Source organism: Roseibium salinum (genome assembly GCF_026240905.1).
GTDB lineage: Bacteria > Pseudomonadota > Alphaproteobacteria > Rhizobiales > Stappiaceae > Roseibium > Roseibium salinum.
Genome location: NZ_JAPEVI010000003.1, coordinates 3,494,076 through 3,512,131, shown reverse-complemented (window position 1 = coordinate 3,512,131; position 18,056 = coordinate 3,494,076). Strand labels below are relative to the sequence as shown.

Genomic DNA, 18,056 nt, shown 5'->3' with positions numbered 1-18,056 from the left:
TTCGCCAGGATCGGGCTTACGCGGCTGACCGCCGACGCACTTCCTGCAGGAAGGTTGCAACCTGGGTCCGCAGCATGGTGGCGTTTTCCTTGAGCTGCTGCGCGGACGTATCGACCTTTTCCGCGGTATCGCGCGTGTTTTCCGCCGCCGCTGCAACGGACTCGATGTTGGTCGTCACTTCCACGGTGCTGCGGGATGCCTCTGTCGCGTTGACTGCGATTTCCTGGGTGGCCACCCCCTGCTCCTCCACGGAGGATGCGATCGAGGAGGCGATTTCGTTCATGTTGCTGATGATCTCGGTCACCGAAGAGATCGCGCTCGCCGCATGGCCGGTTTCTTCCTGGATCGCCGAGATCTGGCTGGAAATCTCCTCGGTTGCCTTGGAGGTCTGTGTCGCCAGTTCCTTCACTTCCGCGGCAACCACCGCAAAGCCCTTGCCGGCTTCCCCGGCGCGGGCGGCTTCGATCGTCGCATTGAGGGCCAAGAGGTTGGTCTGTTCGGCAATCGCCTGGATGAGCGTGACGACCTCACCGATCCGCGTGGCGGCGTCCGAAAGGCCGTTCATGCGCTGATTGGTGGATTTGGCTTCCCCGGCTGCGCGGGCGGCGATTTCGCTGGAGGACTTCACCTGCCTGCGGATTTCGTTGACGGAAGCCGACAGTTCTTCGGCGGCCGCGGCAACCGTCTCGACGTTGTGAGCCGCCTGCGAAGAGGCATTGGACACCACGCCGCTTTGTTCGGTCGTCTGGGCCGCAACGGCGGTCATGTCGCTCGAGGCGGCCTGCAGGCTCTGCACGGAGCTGTCGATGATACTCATCATCTCCATGATCTGCCGGTCGAACTCGCCGCTCAGATGTTGAATTTCCTCGCCCCTGCGGGCGGCGTCCTCCTGAGCGGCATTCTGCCGGTCTTCCATCTCCCGCCGGGCGGTTTCGTTGCGCACGAAGATCTGCATGGCGGAAGCCATCCGGCCGATTTCGTCACCGCGATCGGCACCGTCGATTACGATGTCCGTGTGCCCCTCGGCAAGTGTGCTCATATTCGAGGTCAGCGCGCGAAGCGGACGCACGGTGTTGCGGACGGCGGCGAATGCAACGGCAATGGCCACCAGGGCGCCGGCAACCGCAAGCGCGATGATCGTCATGGCCGCATTCCAGTAGGCCGAATCCACATCATCCATGTAGACGCCGGTGCCGATCATCCAGTTCCACGGCTCGAAACCGGTGCCCCAACTGTATTTCTCGACCGGCGCGGCGCCGCTTGTGCGCGGCCAGAAATAGAGTAGCGATCCGCCGCCTGTCTTGGCCTTCTTGATGAGCTCGGCAACGATCTTGACCCCGGTCTGGTCCGAGAAACCGATCATGTCGGTGCCGACCAGCTTCGGGTTCGAATGAACGAGGTTGATGCCCTTGTAGTCGTAGGCGAAAACGTAATTGTTGCCGTCTTCGAACCTGATGGCCCCGATCGCCGCCTTGGCTGCGGCCTGGGCTTCCTCGCGGCTCATGTCGCCGGCGGTCTCCAGACCGTGGTAATAGGCGGCGATGGAAACGGCGCTGTTGGAAATGTCTTCGATCTTTTTCAGCCGCTCATCAAACATCGCCGCATAAAGGCTGTTCAGGCTGATGGCGCAGATCGCAACGGTGAAAACCAGGATCGTTGCGATGGGAAGGCTCATTTTCCAGGTAATGGGCCAGCGTGCGAATGACATGATGGGCTGATTCCTCTCGAATTGCGTAATCAAGAGAAATCGGCCAAACAGTTGACCAAAAACTTAAAATCGGGACCGCGCCGCACAATTATTCAACATGCCCTCAAACAAATGACAGGGACGATTGCTGCAGGGCTCCCCTGATGGAACACGCTATGGCTGTTTGGCTTCTCCGGCCCTTACCGGCGCGCGCAGAAAACGTCCCGCAGCCCCGGCCGCGACCAGGTCGCGTTCCGGATCTGGCCTTTCAGGACATGCCCTTCCGATTCGAAATAGAACGTGCTCGGGCTGCCCTGGCGGTACAGCGTCACGGCACCGTAACCCATCTCCGAAACGGTCGCGCGTTGGCCGTCGGGAGAAAACACCACGTTCAGGTCGATGCCCGCCGTGCACAGATAGTCCGCGGCCCCGGCCCCGGCGGCATATTGCTCGATGCCCGGTTGGCCGGCTGCCCCGCCGACCTCTCCAGGCGGCACCGGACCAGCGGGAAGGCCGTTGTTGAACTGGTTGTTCTGAAACCCGCCCTGACCCCCGAAATTATCCTGACCCCCGAAATTATCCTGGCCCCCGAAATTGTCCTGACCGCCAAAGCCGCCCCCCTGGTTGCCGAAGTTGCCATTGCCGCCCACGGGGCCGAACTGGGCGGGCCCCTGAATGACGACTTCGCGATAGGGCGTGCGGGTCACGTAGATGCCGCGGCATTCGCCTCCGGCGCCGCGCACGGACCATGCATGAGAAACATAGGTCTGCTGCTCGAGGATCTGGCCCGGCTCCAGGCGGGCATAGGGCCGCTCGCCCCCGCGATAGTCGATCCAGTGGACGTCGACCGGCTGCTGGCTGGCATTGCGGAAGACGATCTGCCCGGGACGGACGGCTTCGACCGACCGGACACGCCCGAGTTCGCCGCAGGAAAGGTCCGAGCCGGGTTCTTCCCCGGGCGCCCCATCGGCGACGATCTGCTGCGGCAGGGAACAGGTCGCCACGAACAGGCGCACCGGATTGGCGCTCCCCTTCAGCGACACTGCGTAGGCGGGCATGCCTTCAACGGAGACCGACAGCTCGCTCTCCCGGATCATCGCCTCCCACAGGGGATCGGTCATCTCGATATTGACTTCCGGCAGGGAGATGCCGGCTTCGTTTGAAGCGGAAGAGCCGAAGGCATTGTACATGCCCTGGAATTCCCCCGCGGAGATGCGCACGGCCTGCGGCATGCCTTCCTGAAGGCCCGCAGGAGCCTGCTGGAAAATTAGCTTGGCAAACCCGGACTGGCTGGTGCATTCCGCCCGGAAGGTCCGGTCGTCGGTTTGGGTCACGGTGTGTTGCAGCACGGAGAGGGAACCCGGCTGGTTTCCGGGCTCCGTCAGCCATTGCCTGTCTTCCCGGGGGGTGACGAGTACCGGCTGGCCGTTGCCGTTGCCGTTGCCGGATCCGCCGATCCGCTCGCGAACGATGGTTTCCAGGTCCCCGGAAACGCCGGGCGTCTCCGAGCCCTCGGGGGCCGATATCGGCGTATCGCGCTGCTCGAGCGGTTCCAGGCCGCCGGATTCCGCGGGCGGATCGATCCTGGCAATGGACGAGATCCTCGTCTTCCGAAGGTGCATCGGATTGAGGTGTGGACGTGCCTGACGTTTGGGACGACGGGCTGTCGGCCGGGGATTTGCTGACCGGACCGGCCGCAACCCCCGTATCCGTGCCGACGACACGCGCCGCCACGCCGGGCTTGCCGTCGTTGGAAACGTCCACAACCAGGGTGTTGCCGCTGCAGATATTGGCGTCGCGGTGCAGGACGCGGCTGTTTTCCAGCGTCACTTCCAGCTTGATGTCACAGGGCGGCAGTTTGCTGTCGCTGCCCATCGTGTCGATGACGACGCCCTTGTCGTCCCGGCTGATGATCGGCCGGTACCCCTTGTTGACGGTAATCGATCGTATGCCGGGCTGCGACGGTTCCACGTTGATGCGCAGCGTTTCGGGTGCGGATTGGGCATGGGCCGCCGTGCCGCAAGCCAGGAAGACGAGGCCGCATGCGGCGAGGAGGCCGGATTTGAAGACGGGTGTAAAACGAGCTTGAGCAGCAACATGCCGCATGAGCGATCTCCATGGGAGCGCATGATCAACCTGCGTTCATGCGACTGTACATGAAAGCGGGAAAGTTGATCGATCTTAAAGAGCCGGAGCATCTTATCGGCGTCCGGATGAACGCAGGATGAACCGGAAAACCACCATTCGCGGTTAGACGTCACATGTTCTAGTTAGGCAAAGTGTTGCCGAAAGGGCAACCCTGCAATCGGCCTGGACCCACGGGTTTTACCGCGGCGCGCGCTTCGCCAGGATCCGCTGCAGCGTGCGGCGGTGCATATTGAGCCGCCGCGCCGTTTCCGAAACGTTTCGGTCGCACAGCTCGTAGACCCGCTGAATATGTTCCCACCGCACGCGGTCGGCCGACATGGGGTTTTCCGGCGGCAGGGCCCTGTCTTCGGGCGTGCGGGCCAGCGCGGCGGCGATATCGTCGGGATCCGCCGGTTTGGCCAGGTAATCGATCGCCCCCAGTTTCACTGCGGTCACCGCCGTTGCGATATTGCCGTATCCGGTCAGCACGATCGCGCGGGCATCCGGGCGCTTCTGACGGATCTGCTCTATCACGTCAAGGCCGTTTCCGTCCTCCAGCCGCATGTCGACGATCGCATAGGCGGGGGCGTTGCGGGTGATCTTGGCAACCGCGTCCTGCACGCTGTCGGCCGTTTCCGTAATGAAACCGCGCTTTTCCATTGCGCGGGCCAGGCGTTGCTGGAACGGCTTGTCATCGTCGACGATGAGAAGGCTCATGTCCTCCGAGGCGATCAAGGAAGTATTCTGGTCCGTCATGTCGTTTTTACCGTCTTATTCTGTCTTGCCGCGCCCGGGCTATTGAACCGGGTACCACCGTATCTTCTCGTTGCTGTTGTTATGGTGTGAAAAAGACGTTTCGTCCACTGTGGAGAGTACTGCCCTCAAGGTTTCAGACTGATCGCGTCATGCGCCGCGCCGCCTTCGAAGACCTCGCGCGGCCAGCTGACGCGGATATGGGCTCCCCTCAGCGGCGGCGGCTGGTTTTCCAGACTGATCTTTGCACCGGTGCGCTCCAGCAGCGTCTTGGCAATGAAGATACCCAGTCCCAGGCCGCCGCCGGTCGCCCGCTGCGGCGATTTGCTGCCGCGAATGGAGACATAAGGGTCACCGATCTTGCCCAGCACGTCGACGGAAAAGCCGGGGCCGTCGTCCTTGATCGAGATCGAAAGTGTCTTGTCGTCCCAGACCGCGGAGACATCGACCCGCGATCTCGCGAAATCGACGGCATTCTCGACAAGATTGCCGAGACCGTAGCGGATAGCGGCGTTCCGCGTGCCGACCGGTTCGGCCCCCTGCCCCTCGCGGCTGGAATGGATGGCAACGCCGGTTCCACGGTGCGGATCGATCACGTCTTCCAGGAGCTGGGATACGGGCATGCGCTGGTAGGTTCTGTCCTCCTCGCTGGAAAGGCTGGTCAGCTGACGCAGGATCCCCCGGCAGCGTTCCGACTGTGAGCGGATCAGCGCGACATCCTCGGCGCGGGTATCGCCGGCCTCGAATTCGTCGGAAAGCTCCTTGGCCGCCAGGTAAATCGTCGCAAGCGGCGTTCCAAGTTCGTGGGCGGCCGCCGTCGCCAGGCCGTCAAGCGCATTCAGATGCTGCTCACGGGCAAGGACCAGCTCGGTTGCGGCAAGGGCATCGGCAAGCTGCCGGGCCTCTTCCGCCACCCGGAAGGCGTAGATCGCCATGAACCCGAGCGTGGACACCAGCGCTACCCAGATGCCGACGGAATAGACCACCGGCAGGCTGAAATTCTCACCGGCCGGCCAGGGCAGCGGCAGGTGAAACACGGCCAGGAGCGTGGCGCAGGCCGTCGCCAGTATGCCCAGGATGATCGTGTAGCGGGCCGACAGGCCGGTTGCCGACACCATGACCGGCGCCATCAGCAGGAAGGCGAAGGGATTGCCGAGGCCGCCGGTGAGGAACAGGAGACCGCTCATCTGCAGGATGTCATAGGCAAGCTGCAGCATGGCGGCCCGCTCCGAAAGGCGTATGGCCGACGGCGAGCGGATCTTCAGGAAGATGTTCAGCCAGGCCGACAGGGCCACCAGGGCGAAGGCGATCCCGGCCGGCAGGGGATAACCGAGCCCCACATGCACCACCAGGAGCGCGGCCGACTGCCCGCCGACGGCAAGCCAGCGCAGGCGCACCAGCGTGTCCAGCTTCAGCCGCCGGTGCGGCAGGGTGATGTTCGAGGTCGGTTGGTCTGTCATGGGTCCCTTTTGACGGGCTTTCCCGGGACTGGCAAGGCTGTGGTACTTGTGTACAAGGGTGGTAGATGGTAGCCAGCCGGTAACAGGACTGACCGGATCACGCGGGCCGGCGGCCGTCTGGAGGGATTTTCAGGCTCTTCATTTCAGATCAGCACCGCGCAACGGAACGAGACACGATGACCGACACCAATGACGGCGGCGCGCAGCCGCAGGCGGAAGGCAATGCCGCACCGGGCATGCATATCCTTGGCCAGTACATCAAGGATCTGTCCTTCGAGAACCCGAATGCACCGCGCGCGCTGGCCCAGGGCGATCAGCCGAAGCTGGACATCAACGTGAATGTCGGCGCCCAGCAGATGGGGGACGATCAATTTGAAGTCGTCTTGACGCTTAACGCCAAGGCCGAGCGCCCGGATCTGGTCATGTTCAACGTCGAGCTGGTCTATGCAGGTCTCTTCAAGATCACCGGCGTTCCGAAGGAGCATATGCACCCCTTCATCATGATCGAATGTCCGCGCATGATCTTTCCGTTCGCACGCAACATTCTGTCCGAAGCCACCCGCAACGGCGGCTTCCCGCCGCTGATGCTCGATCCGATCGACTTCGCCCAGCTCTACCGCCAGAACATGGCCCAGCAGGCGGCCGCCCAGCCGTCCGGCGAGCAGAAGCCCAACTGAGTTTCTGGAATTCCGCGTTATTGAGCCCGCGCCAGGACGACCGGCGCGGGCTTTTTGTCTTTTGGCGGTGTTTCAGCGACGGGATTCACGAAGATATCTGCTGCCCTGGAAAGGCAATGACGGCTGGCGAGCTGAAAGCTCTCGCCTTCAAACCTCTTCCAGCATTTCCGCCCAGGTCTTCGGGTTCTCGCCGCTCAAGGGGTTCTTCGGGGAATACCTGTAGCGGATGGTTTCCATGCGGAAGCTGCGCGCGTCGAACATCATCAGCCGGCCGACCAGGCCCTCGCCCGTACCCGTCAGTTCCTTGATGACCTCCATGGCCTGCATGGCCCCGATGATGCCGGTCAGCGCACCGAGAATGCCGGCCTCCGCGCAGGTCGGCAGCAGGCCCTCGCGCGGTTTTTTCGGAAAGAGGCAGCGGTAGGTCGGATTGGGCATCCCGTCCGCGCCGGTTTCGAACGGCCGCAGCGTCGTGATCGATCCGTCGAATTGGCCGACCGCGGCCGTCACCAGCGGCTTGTGGGCAAAGAAACAGGCATCGGAAACCAGGTAGCGGGTGTCGAAATTGTCCGAGCCGTCCACGACGATATCGTAGTTCGTGACGAGTGAAATGGCATTATGCCCGGCAATGCGCGTCGGACGGGGCTCGACCTTCACATTCGGGTTGAGCCGGGCAATCGCTTCGGCCGCGCTGGCGACCTTCGGTTCGCCGAGCTGATAGGTGTCGTGGATCACCTGGCGCTGCAGGTTGGAAAGCGACACCGTGTCGTCATCCACGATGCCGAGCGTCCCGACCCCGGCGGCGGCCAGGTATTGCAGCACCGGCGCCCCGAGCCCGCCCGCGCCGATCACCAGAACGCGGGCGTTCTTCAGCTTCTGCTGCCCGGCCCCGCCGATCTCGCGCATCACGATGTGCCGGGCATAGCGTTCAAGTTCAGCGGGAGAAAGCATGTCGGGTTCTGTTCTCGTTGATCGGGTTAAATGGGGTCGGCCGGGGCAAGGGATCAAGCCTTATCCCAGGATCTTGCTCACCAGCCGGGCGGTGTAATCCACCATCGGGATGACCCGCGCATAGTTCAGCCGCGTCGGGCCGATGACGCCGAGAACGCCGACGATGCGCTGGTTGCTGTCCCGGTAGGGCGACACCACGAGCGAAGATCCGGACAGCGAAAACAGGTTGTTCTCCGAGCCGATGAAAATGCGCACGCCGTCGCCCCGTTCGGCAAGACCCAGAAGCTGTATGAGGTCCTTCTTGCTTTCCAGGTCGTCGAACAGCAACCGGATCCGCTCCAGATCCTCTACCGCATCGAGGTCGGTCAGCAGATTAGACCGGCCGCGCACGATCAGGGTGCCCGGATCGCTCACGCTTTCGCCGCTCCACACGGCAAGCCCCGCGTCGATGACCTTCCGGCTCAACTGGTCGAGTTCCAGCTGGTCCGCGTCACGGACCTTCTCGAGCTCCGCGCGGACTTCCGGGATCGTTCGTCCCTGGATCTGGGCATTCAGATAGTTGGTGGCTTCCACCAGCGCGGAAGACGGCAGGTCAGGAGGCAGGTCGATGACGCGGTTTTCGACCGACCCGTCTTCGCTGACCAGAATGACAAGGGCCTTCTGCGGTTCGATGCGTACGAACTCGATGTGTTTCAGCCGGATGTCCGACTTGTGGGTCAGCACGACACCGGCGCCCATGGAAAGGCCGGACAGCATCTGGCTGGCCTCGGTAAGCACCTGTTCGGTCGAATTCGCCTGTTTCGTGGCCCGCACCTGGACGTCGATCGCCTGGCGTTCCTGCTGGGTCAGATCGCCGACCTCCAGAAGCGCGTCGACGAAAAATCTCAGGCCGACCTGTGTCGGAAGACGGCCTGCACTGGTGTGGGGCGAATGCAGGAGGCCCATATGCTCCAGGTCCGACATGACGTTGCGGACCGAGGCGGGCGAAAGGGACATGGAAAGGTTCCGGGAAACATTGCGCGAGCCGACCGGTTCGCCGGTCTCCAGATAGGTTTCGACGATGGCACGGAATATTTCGCGGGATCTCCTGTCGAGGTCGCTGAGGCTCAAGGCATATTCTCCATCTGACATAAACCCGGCGGGTCTTACTCCCAAGATATAGGCGCAAAATGGGGCTCACGTGAAGCTGGGCCTTTACGGCGAATGAGCTTGGGGTCTACAAGGCGCGAAGGTTTGAGGGAAACAGCCGTTTCCGATAAGCGAAAGTCGAAGGGTATTTTCATGCGTCCGTCCAAACGCGCAGCCGACGAGCTCCGCGCCGTCACATTGGAACGCGGTGTTTCCAAACATGCGGAAGGCTCCTGCCTCGTCAAGTTCGGCGACACGCACGTTTTGTGCACCGCCAGCCTGGAAGAGCGGGTCCCGCCGTGGCTGCGCGGCCAGAACCGGGGCTGGGTGACGGCCGAATACGGCATGCTGCCGCGCGCGACCGGCGACCGTATGCGCCGCGAGGCGAGCGCCGGCAAACAGTCCGGCCGCACGCAGGAAATCCAGCGCCTGATCGGCCGCTCCCTGCGCGCGGTGGTTGACCTTCAAGCGTTGGGCGAGGCGCAGATTAGCGTGGACTGCGACGTCATCCAGGCTGACGGCGGCACGCGCACGGCCGCAATCACCGGTGCCTGGGTGGCGCTTCGCGACTGCGTTGAATGGATGAAGGCCCGCGACATGGTCTCCGGCGAGGTGCTGAAGGAGCATATCGCGGCGGTCTCCTGCGGCATCTACGAAGGCGCCCCGGTGCTCGATCTCGACTATGCCGAGGACAGCACGGCGGAAACCGATGCGAATTTCGTCATCACCGGCTCCGGCGGCATCGTCGAGATCCAGGGAACCGCCGAGGGCGCGCCGTTTTCCGAAGATCAGTTCGGAGAGTTGCTGGGCCTGGCGAAAACCGGCATCAGCCGGCTGATCGACCTGCAGAAAATGGCCATTCTTTAAGGACCCGAAAAGATGAGCCACCGGAAGCTGGAGCCAGGCAGGCTTGTTGTTGCAAGCCACAACAAGGGCAAGATCCGCGAAATCAACGAACTGCTTCAGCCCTTCGGGTTCGAGGTCGTTTCAGCCGCCGAGCTTGACCTGCCGGAGCCGGAGGAAACCGGACTGACGTTCGAGGAAAACGCCGCCCTCAAGGCGCAGGCGGCCGCGAAGGCATCCGGCCTTCCGGCCCTTGCCGATGACAGCGGCTTCTGCGTCGCCGCGCTGGACGGTGACCCGGGCATATATTCCGCGCGCTGGGCCGGTCCGGACAAGGACTTCGACATGGCGATGCGCACGGTTGAGGAAAAGCTCCAGTCGGAGGGGGCGGTGAACCCGCACCAGCGGCGCGGGTCCTTCGTCGCCGTCCTGTGCCTCGCCTGGCCGGACGGTCATCAGGAGCTGTTCCGCGGCGAAGTCGAGGGCGAGGTCGTCTGGCCGCCGCGCGGTACGCAGGGCTTCGGCTACGACCCGATCTTCCTGCCCGACGGCAAGGAGCGGACATTCGGGGAGATGACGTCGGAGGAAAAACACGGCTGGTCGCAAGACGCGCCCGCGCTCTCGCACCGGGCACGCGCCTTCCAGCTGTTCGCGAAAGGCTGTCTGGAAAGTTGAAACGGGTGACCCAAGCCGTCAGCGACGGAGGTTTCGGCATTTATGTGCATTGGCCGTTCTGTGCCGCCAAATGCCCCTATTGCGACTTCAATTCCCATGTCCGCCATCAACCGGTCGATCAGACCCGCTACACGGCGGCCTTCGAGCGGGAACTTGCCCATTTCGCCGAGCTGACCCGGGGCAGGACCGTTCAGTCCATCTTCCTGGGCGGTGGCACACCGTCGCTGATGGACCCGGCCACGGTCGAGCGTATCCTGACTGCTGTTTCCGGTCACTGGTCTCTGGATCCGGAGGTCGAGATTTCCCTGGAGGCCAATCCCTCCTCCGTGGAGGCGGAACGCTTCCGGGAATACCGCGGCGCCGGCGTGAACCGCGTTTCGCTCGGTGTTCAATCCCTGATCGATACGGATCTGAGGCTGCTGGGCCGCCTGCATGACGCCGAAACGGCGCGGCGCGCCATTGAAACCGCCCGTGCCACCTTCCCGCGCCTTTCCTTCGACCTGATCTACGCCCGCCCCGGCCAGACCCTCGAGGGCTGGAAACGGGAGCTGAAGCAGGCGATCGACCTTGCCGCCGATCACCTGTCGCTCTATCAGCTGACCATCGAGGAAGGCACGCCGTTCCACACCCTGTATCACGCAGGCAAGCTCCAGATGCCGGATCAGGACCTGGGTGCCGCGTTCTACGAGCTCACCCAGGACATCACGGCGGAAGCCGGGTTGCCGGCCTACGAGGTCTCCAATCACGCCAGGCCGGGCGCCGAATGCCGCCACAACCTGGTTTATTGGCGCTACGGCGACTATGTGGGCGTCGGGCCGGGCGCCCATGGCCGCCTCACGGTCGGCGCCAGCCGGCTTGCGACTGCCACGGAGCGGCACCCGGAGACCTGGCTTGAAAATGTCGAGGAGCATGGCCACGGTCTCGTTGAAAATGCGGGCCTCAGTGAAGAAGAGCAAGGCGACGAGTTCCTGCTCATGGGATTGCGACTCACTGAAGGCATTGATCTCGGCCGCTACGAGAGATTTGCCCACAGATCCATCGACCCGCGCCGCCTGAACGCGCTTCTGGAGCACCGAATGGTCGAAGAACTAGGGGAAAACCGCGTCCGGGCGACGCGTGAAGGATTTTTTGTTCTCGATGCGGTGGTGGCCGATCTGGCGTCCTGAGCCGCTGTTCACGATTTTGGCGGATGCCCCTACTGAATTGATTTAAAGATCCTATCTGTCTTGTGCAGCGCACACCGGTTCTGCGCCGGAAGCGCAATTGCCTGCGTCCTGAGGCGTCGGGGGCCGGGTCCACATAACAATTAGAAGTATTGCGGGCTCGCACTGCGCTGGCTATCTTGCTGCAATGCAATAGTGGTGCACAAACAGACGGGCCGCGGTGTGATGGATTTGGGTTTTTCCAATGGGGGCAGCAGCGGCTTCATAAACAAAGGAGATGCGCCTTTGCCTTTTTATCACCTGTACGAGCTCAATCATGCAGTCATGGGTCCGTTCCGGGCCTTCAACGACATGACGCGGCTCTACTTCCAGAACCCGCTCAATCCTCTCAGCCACACCGCATACGGCCGCTCCGTCGCTGCCGGCTGCGAAGTTCTCGAACGGGCGACCCGGCGCTACGGCAAGCCCGAATTCGGCCTGAAGGACACGGTTGTCGGCGGTGTCCGCGTTCCTGTGCGCGAGAACATCGTCTGGCAGCGGCCGTTCTGCGATCTGATCCATTTCGAGCGCGGCGTGACGAAGAGCCGGAACGATCCGAAAATCCTCGTCGTCGCTCCCATGTCCGGCCACTATGCGACCCTGCTGCGCGGCACGGTCGAAACCCTGATGCCGAATGCGGAAGTCTATATCACCGACTGGATAGACGCCCGTATGGTCCCCGTTCAGGACGGCAAGTTCGATCTCGATGATTACATCGAGTACATCATCGCGATGTTGCATTTCCTCGGGCCGGACACGCATATCATCGGTGTCTGCCAGCCGTCTGTGCCGGTTCTTGCAGCCGTCGCGGTGATGGAGGACTGGGAAGATCCCTACGTTCCCTCGACCACGACCCTGATGGGCGGCCCGATCGACACCCGTGTCGCGCCGACGGCGGTGAACGACCTGGCGGTGAGCAAGGGCATCGAGTGGTTCAAGAACAACGTCATCATGAAGGTGCCGTTCCCGCATCCGGGTTTCATGCGCGACGTCTATCCCGGCTTCCTGCAGCTGTCCGGCTTCATGAGCATGAATTTGGACCGTCACGTCACGGCTCATCGGGAGTTCTTCCAGCATCTCGTGGAAGGGGATGGCGACAGCGCCGAGAAGCACCGCGATTTCTACGACGAATATCTGGCGGTGATGGATCTGACCGCGGAATTCTATCTCCAGACCGTCGAGGCCGTGTTTATCGACCACGCCCTGCCCAACGGCACCATGATGCATAACGGCCGCCCGGTCGACTGCAGCAAGATTACCCGGACGGCCCTGCTGACGGTGGAAGGCGAGAAGGACGACATCACCGGCCGCGGTCAGACCAAAGCGGCGCACGCCCTTTGCACCAACCTGCCGGACGACATGAAAGCCCATTACGAGCAGCCGAATGTCGGTCATTACGGCGTTTTCAACGGCTCCCGCTGGCGGTCCGAAATCGCGCCGCGGGTGATGGATTTCATCCGAACCCACCGCACCGATCTGCCCAACAGGACCCCGGCGAGGCCGGCTGCCGTTGCTGAAACCGCAGCACCTGCCGGACCCGCGGCAGTGGCCGAGGTAAAGTCCGGTTCGCTGGAGGAAATTCTCCTGGCCAGGCCGGAAGGCGTCGCCGATGACCTGAAAGCGATCAGCGGCGTCGGGCCGAAGCTGGAATCCGCCCTGAACGAGGCCGGCATCTTCCACTACTGGCAGATCGCCTCGCTCACGCCGGAGCAGATCGAAGCCCTCGACGGCAAACTCGACTTCCGCGGCCGCATTGCCCGCGACAACTGGATCGGCCAGGCCCGCGAGCTGTCGGAAAAGGTCAGCTGAGCAGATTAAGGTTATGGGTGCCCGGATCGGGCGCCCATAACTTGGCCCACGGGGTTAGATTTTTCCCCGCGAACCGGCTGCCGCTATTGATTCTGGATTCTCGAGCCCATACAAGTCCGGCATATGGCGAGGCCGGAGGTTTCAACAGTGCTAAATGTTTTTATTGGATCTCGATACGCGCGAAGCGGTCGCCTACCATGTTTGCGTGAACAGCCTGACGCGGCAGTCGAGTGACGTGTTGGCGATTACTCCTCTCTCGCTTCACAATCTCAAGACCTATCAGGAAACCCATACCGACGGGTCGAACCACTTCATCTACAGCCGATTCCTGATCCCGCACCTGATGAATTACAATGGCTGGGCCTTGTTTATGGATGGGGACATGATTGTGCGGGACGATATTGCCAAGCTGTTTGCCATGCGCGACGAGAGCAAGGCGGTGATGTGCGTCCATCACGACTACAAGACCCGCCAGACCACCAAGTATCTCGGTTCCAAGAACGAGGATTATCCGCGCAAGAACTGGTCCAGCGTCGTCCTTTGGAACTGCGCTCATCCGGCAAACCGGGTTGTGACGCCGAATTTCGTCATGAATGGGACGGGCGCTCAATTGCACCGCTTCACGTGGCTGGAAGACGATCTGGTCGGTGAACTGCCCATCGAGTGGAACTGGCTGCCGGACGAATTCGGTGTTAATCCCGATGCCAAGCTGCTTCATTTCACCCTTGGCACGCCGTGTTTCCATGAATATGCCAATGCTCCTATGGCTGCCGAATGGCACCGGGAAAAGCTGTTGGCGAATTATTCCTCGCAACATGTCATCGACGGCCCGTTCGATTAGCGGCTGATGCAGGCCTCGCAGGTCCTGACAGTGTCACGACCTACGCGCTACTCAGCGTACTGCTGAACCTGATCTTTGGGGCCGCAAGGATCACGATCGAAGCCGGCGGTCGTGGTCGCAGGTCGGCGGCACGCCCCCGTTTTCGTCCGATTTCCGTCATCGATCCTTGAAGGAACCTGAGGCAATCCCTACCTGAAGGGGCGTGGATGTCTTGAATGGATGGAACGATGACAACGACCAAAAGTTGCATGATCAAACCTGCCTGGACACCGGCGACCATTGCTCTGATGGTACTGGGGTTCATGGTGTTCTGGCCGCTTGGCCTTGCCATGCTCGCCTACATTCTTTGGGGCGACCGTTTCGAGGCCATGTTTCGCGATGCAAGGGATCAATGGCGGGGAAGTCCGCTGAAGGGAGCATTTGATCAGATGTCAAATTCTGCTGGCTACGCCCGCACCGGCAATGCCGCCTTCGACGATTACCGGGAACGGGAACTGAAGCGTCTGGAAGAAGAACGGGCGAAACTCGACACGATGCGTGCCGAATTCGATGATTTCCTGAGGGAACTGCGCCGGGCGCGCGATCAGGAAGAGTTCGACCGCTTCATGGCCAACCGCGGCCGCAGCGCCGGTGGCAGCGACGCCTCGACCCTGTAATTTCCTCCCCCGACCGTTGCAGAACGGCCTGACCGAGAGCGGCGCCCTCAAGAGCGCCGCTTTCGTCCGTTTATTGCCGGATCAAAGTCTTTTACGCTGGGTGCAAGTCACCTGATTCGTTGGGCACCCGCTGTTCATGCTGTTACGCCGCCGCAAGACCCATCTGCCGGACCACATAGAAATCCAGACGGACACGCGAGCAGTGCGTATTCGCCTGCGCGCCAATCCCCGGGCGCAGCGCTATCTGCTGCGTCTGCCCGCGGACATGTCCGGCCCCGTTCTTACCGTTCCGCACGGCGGCAATCTGGAGCGCGCCGAGCGCTTCGCCCGCCAGCATATCGGCTGGCTGATCGAGCGCCTGCAGGACCGGCCGGACCATGTTGCCTTCCGGCCGGGAGATACCATTCCCCTGCGCGGAGAGGATCACATCATCATTCCGACGGGCAAACTGCGCGGCCTTGTCACGGTGGGGCGGTCGGAGGACGGGTTGCCGGCCCTGTTCGTTCCCGGTGCGGAAGACCATGTCCCGAGGAAAGTGACGTCCTGGCTCAAGGATCAGGCACGCGCCGACCTGAGCGGACGCGCCGGGCTCCACGCAAAGACCATCGGCCGGAAGATCGCCGCGATCAGCATCCGCGACACCAAGAGCCGCTGGGGCTCCTGTGCCTCCAACGGCCGGCTGTCCTTCTCCTGGCGCCTCGTGCTCGCTCCGTCCGATATCCTCGACTATGTCGCCGCCCATGAAGTGGCGCATCTGAAGGAAATGAACCACTCCGCCCGGTTCTGGCGGCTCTGCGAGCAATTGGCGCCGCAAACGCCAAGAGCGCGCCTGTGGCTTAAGGAAAACGGCCTGCAGCTGCACGGTTACGGTTAGAGCGGGCGCGCCGGTCATTGCGCATGCATGCTCTGTGGTACGGCCCTTGCGCCAGACTCAGCCGCCACCGAACAGGTTGCGGAGCAGATTGAGCGGGCCGCGGCGTTCTCCGCCGCCACCACCACCGCCAATCGGCGCCGGAGGAATGGGTTCGCTGCCGGATCCGACGGTCTCGATCGGCCCGGGCTTGCGCGGTGCGGCGACGGTCGCCGGAATGCTCGGCGCCCCGGGAAGGTCTGCGGCGGGCATGTCCTTGTGGGCGGCGTCCATCACTTCTTTCCACACCCCGGCCGGCAGGCCGCTGCCCGACGCCCGCTGGGTTGGCGAGTTGTCGTCATTGCCGAACCAGACCGCCGTGGTGAGGTTTGCCGTGTAGCCGATGAACCAGGCGTCGCGGAAATCCTGGCTTGTGCCGGTCTTGCCGCCGGCCGGACGGCCGCCGTCCAGCCTGGCCTTGCGGCCCGTGCCGGTCAGCAGCGTTTCGGACATCATCACGTTCATGTTGCCGACCATCTGCCGGTCGACCACCCTGCCGCGGCCATCGCCGGAGCGCGAATAGAGGAGCTTGCCGTCGACCGTCTTGATCCGGCGGATGATATGCGGCAGCACGCCGTAGCCACCATTGGAGAAGGGCACATAGGCGGAGGCGATTTCGAGCGGGGTGACTTCGGACGTGCCGAGCGCGATCGACAGGTTCTTGTTCAGGTCCGAACTGATGCCGAGTCGTTTGGCGGTGTTGATCACGGTTCCGGCGCCCACTTCATGGGCGAGCTGGGCGGCAACCGTGTTGAGCGACATGCTCAGCGCGCGGGTCAGCGTCACCGGGCCGTAATGTTCTTTGGTGTAGTTTTGCGGCGACCAGCCGCCGATGGTGACCGGACGGTCGTGACGGATTGTCTGCGGCGTGAGGCCGTTTTCAAGGGCCGCCAGATAGACGAACGGCTTGAAGGCCGAGCCGGGCTGGCGCTTGGCATAGACCGCGCGGTTATACTGGCTCTTCGAGTAGTCCGCGCCCCCGACCAGCGCCTTGACGGCGCCGGCGGTATCGAGCGTGACGATCGCGCCTTGCGTGACGCCGTATTTCTGGCGGTTTTCCTTCAAGGCATTGCGCAGCGCGGTTTCGGCCGCCTGCTGCATGGCCGGGTCGATAGTGGTGTCGACAATGATGTCGCCTTCAATCGAGCCGATGAAATGCGGCAGGACGTCCATCACCCAGTCGGCGGCATAGTTTTCGCTTGCGGTGGTGTAGCGGCGCACGACCTTGGCCGGGGCCGCCAGGGCGTTCTTGGCCTCCTGGCCATCGATGTAGCCCTCTTCATGCATCGCCGCGAGCACCAGCTGGGCCCGCTCCTCGGCAAGATCCGGATTGCGGGCCGGGGAATAGCGCGAGGGTGCCTTGAGCAGGCCCGCCATGGTCGCCGCCTCGGCGATGGTGACGAGCCGTGCCGATTTGCCGAAATACCGGCGGGCGGCCGCGTCCACCCCATAGCTGCCGGCTCCCAGATAGACCCGGTTCAGATACATTTCCAGGATCTCGTCCTTGGAGTATTCGGCCTCCAGCCAGAAGGCGAGCACCAGTTCCTGGATCTTGCGCTTGAGCGTGCGGTCCGGTTCCAGGAACAGGTTCTTGGCAAGCTGCTGCGTCAGCGTCGATCCGCCCTGAACCAGGCGTCCGGAGGTCACGTTGGTATAGACGGCCCGCAACAGGCCGATCGGATCGATGCCGAAATGGGATCGGAAACGGCGATCTTCGATCGCGACCACGGCATTCGGCAGATAGGGCGGCAATTGTTCCAGGCGGACCGCTTCGCCGCCCGTATCGCCCCGGTTCGCAAGGAGCTGGCCGTTGGCGGCGACGATCTTGACATTAGGCGGCCGGGCGGGGACCTGCCATTCGGAGGTCGGCGGCAGATAGGCCGCGTAATAGCCGACGATCCCGGCAACGGCGATGATGCCCCAGATGCCGAGAACCGCGCTCCAGTAGGCGCCGCGCCTGATCAGGCGGCCGAGGCCCGACGGGGTTCGCCGCCGGCTTTTCCCTCGTCCGCTGCGCCGCTTGGCGCCGGAGCGGCCGCCAGAACCGTTTCGTGATTTAGGGCGTTGGGATTTCGCGGGCTTGCCGGGTGATTTCTTCTTGGTTGTGCCGGATTTCGACGTCTTTCGGGACTTTGACTTGCCGCCCGGCGCGGAGGCGCGATCCTGCGGCGTCAGACGCAGGTCGAGCAGGCTGCTGCTCCCGCTTCCAAATGTCGGCTCAATTCGCGGCTGGCGTTTCGCCCTTGTCGCCATCGATCATCCGTCCCGTTTTCCGGCAGAACGCCGGTTTCCCCGGTGATGATCCTAGAATGCGGCAATTTAAGGGGGTGTTAAGTC

Annotated in this window: 16 protein-coding genes; 9 read left to right on the top strand and 7 right to left on the bottom strand. The window is 62.8% G+C overall.

What is annotated here, in order from left to right:
• Positions 1-16: 16 nt before the first annotated feature.
• Positions 17-1,708: a methyl-accepting chemotaxis protein gene (locus tag ON753_RS20765; protein ID WP_265965040.1), complete on the bottom strand. Its 1,692-nt coding sequence runs from the start codon at positions 1,706-1,708 to the stop codon at positions 17-19.
• Positions 1,709-1,887: 179 nt separating this feature from the next.
• Complete coding sequence (locus ON753_RS20760) at positions 1,888-3,309, bottom strand: VHL beta domain-containing protein (RefSeq protein WP_265965038.1); 1,422 nt, start codon at positions 3,307-3,309, stop codon at positions 1,888-1,890.
• A gap of 28 nt (positions 3,310-3,337) precedes the next feature.
• Between ON753_RS20760 and ON753_RS20755 the strand changes: the two genes are divergently transcribed.
• The gene (locus ON753_RS20755) at positions 3,338-3,847 is read left to right on the top strand and encodes a hypothetical protein (protein ID WP_265965036.1); all 510 of its coding nucleotides are present in this window, start codon (positions 3,338-3,340) and stop codon (positions 3,845-3,847) included.
• 165 nt (positions 3,848-4,012) lie between these two features.
• Here the strand turns inward: ON753_RS20755 and ON753_RS20750 are convergent, their stop codons facing one another.
• Together ON753_RS20750 and ON753_RS20745 are read right to left on the bottom strand one after the other, a co-directional pair.
• Complete coding sequence (locus tag ON753_RS20750; protein ID WP_265965033.1) at positions 4,013-4,570, bottom strand: ActR/PrrA/RegA family redox response regulator transcription factor; 558 nt, start codon at positions 4,568-4,570, stop codon at positions 4,013-4,015.
• A 125-nt stretch (positions 4,571-4,695) separates the two neighbouring features.
• The gene (locus ON753_RS20745) at positions 4,696-6,027 is read right to left on the bottom strand and encodes an ActS/PrrB/RegB family redox-sensitive histidine kinase (protein ID WP_265965032.1); all 1,332 of its coding nucleotides are present in this window, start codon (positions 6,025-6,027) and stop codon (positions 4,696-4,698) included.
• Positions 6,028-6,203: 176 nt separating this feature from the next.
• Between ON753_RS20745 and secB the strand changes: the two genes are divergently transcribed.
• Positions 6,204-6,704: a protein-export chaperone SecB gene (secB, locus tag ON753_RS20740; protein ID WP_265965031.1), complete on the top strand. Its 501-nt coding sequence runs from the start codon at positions 6,204-6,206 to the stop codon at positions 6,702-6,704.
• Between the two features lie 147 nt (positions 6,705-6,851).
• Here the strand turns inward: secB and ON753_RS20735 are convergent, their stop codons facing one another.
• Both ON753_RS20735 and hrcA read right to left on the bottom strand, forming a co-directional pair.
• Positions 6,852-7,655, bottom strand: coding sequence for a HesA/MoeB/ThiF family protein (locus tag ON753_RS20735; RefSeq protein ID WP_265965029.1), 804 nt, complete (start codon positions 7,653-7,655; stop codon positions 6,852-6,854).
• A 60-nt stretch (positions 7,656-7,715) separates the two neighbouring features.
• A complete protein-coding gene (hrcA, locus tag ON753_RS20730; RefSeq protein WP_265965028.1) occupies positions 7,716-8,786 on the bottom strand; it encodes a heat-inducible transcriptional repressor HrcA in 1,071 nt (356 codons plus the stop codon).
• 150 nt (positions 8,787-8,936) lie between these two features.
• On the opposite strand from hrcA, the gene rph reads away from it, so the two are divergent.
• The 7 genes from rph (at position 8,937) to ON753_RS20695 (ending at position 15,683) form a co-directional block, all read left to right on the top strand.
• Positions 8,937-9,650: a ribonuclease PH gene (gene rph, locus ON753_RS20725; protein ID WP_265965027.1), complete on the top strand. Its 714-nt coding sequence runs from the start codon at positions 8,937-8,939 to the stop codon at positions 9,648-9,650.
• A gap of 12 nt (positions 9,651-9,662) precedes the next feature.
• Positions 9,663-10,301 carry an RdgB/HAM1 family non-canonical purine NTP pyrophosphatase gene (rdgB, locus tag ON753_RS20720; RefSeq protein ID WP_265965026.1) on the top strand — a complete coding sequence of 213 codons (639 nt, stop codon included), beginning with the start codon at positions 9,663-9,665 and terminating at the stop codon, positions 10,299-10,301.
• Positions 10,298-11,467 (top strand): radical SAM family heme chaperone HemW, encoded by a 1,170-nt coding sequence (gene hemW, locus ON753_RS20715; RefSeq protein WP_377047383.1) that lies wholly within the window; start codon positions 10,298-10,300, stop codon positions 11,465-11,467. Before rdgB ends, hemW begins: the two co-directional genes overlap by 4 nt.
• 321 nt (positions 11,468-11,788) lie before the next feature.
• Entirely contained in the window at positions 11,789-13,312 is a 1,524-nt protein-coding gene (gene phaZ / locus ON753_RS20710; RefSeq protein ID WP_265967218.1) for a polyhydroxyalkanoate depolymerase, read from the top strand.
• A 154-nt stretch (positions 13,313-13,466) separates the two neighbouring features.
• Positions 13,467-14,153 carry a glycosyltransferase gene (locus ON753_RS20705; protein WP_265965023.1) on the top strand — a complete coding sequence of 229 codons (687 nt, stop codon included), beginning with the start codon at positions 13,467-13,469 and terminating at the stop codon, positions 14,151-14,153.
• A 227-nt stretch (positions 14,154-14,380) separates the two neighbouring features.
• Positions 14,381-14,809 carry a DUF2852 domain-containing protein gene (locus ON753_RS20700; protein WP_265965021.1) on the top strand — a complete coding sequence of 143 codons (429 nt, stop codon included), beginning with the start codon at positions 14,381-14,383 and terminating at the stop codon, positions 14,807-14,809.
• Between the two features lie 136 nt (positions 14,810-14,945).
• Positions 14,946-15,683 carry a M48 family metallopeptidase gene (locus ON753_RS20695; protein ID WP_265965019.1) on the top strand — a complete coding sequence of 246 codons (738 nt, stop codon included), beginning with the start codon at positions 14,946-14,948 and terminating at the stop codon, positions 15,681-15,683.
• Between the two features lie 57 nt (positions 15,684-15,740).
• On the opposite strand, the gene ON753_RS20690 is transcribed toward ON753_RS20695, so the two are convergent.
• Positions 15,741-17,972, bottom strand: a complete 2,232-nt coding sequence (locus ON753_RS20690; RefSeq protein ID WP_265965017.1) for a transglycosylase domain-containing protein — start codon at positions 17,970-17,972, stop codon at positions 15,741-15,743.
• Positions 17,973-18,056 lie beyond the last annotated feature (84 nt).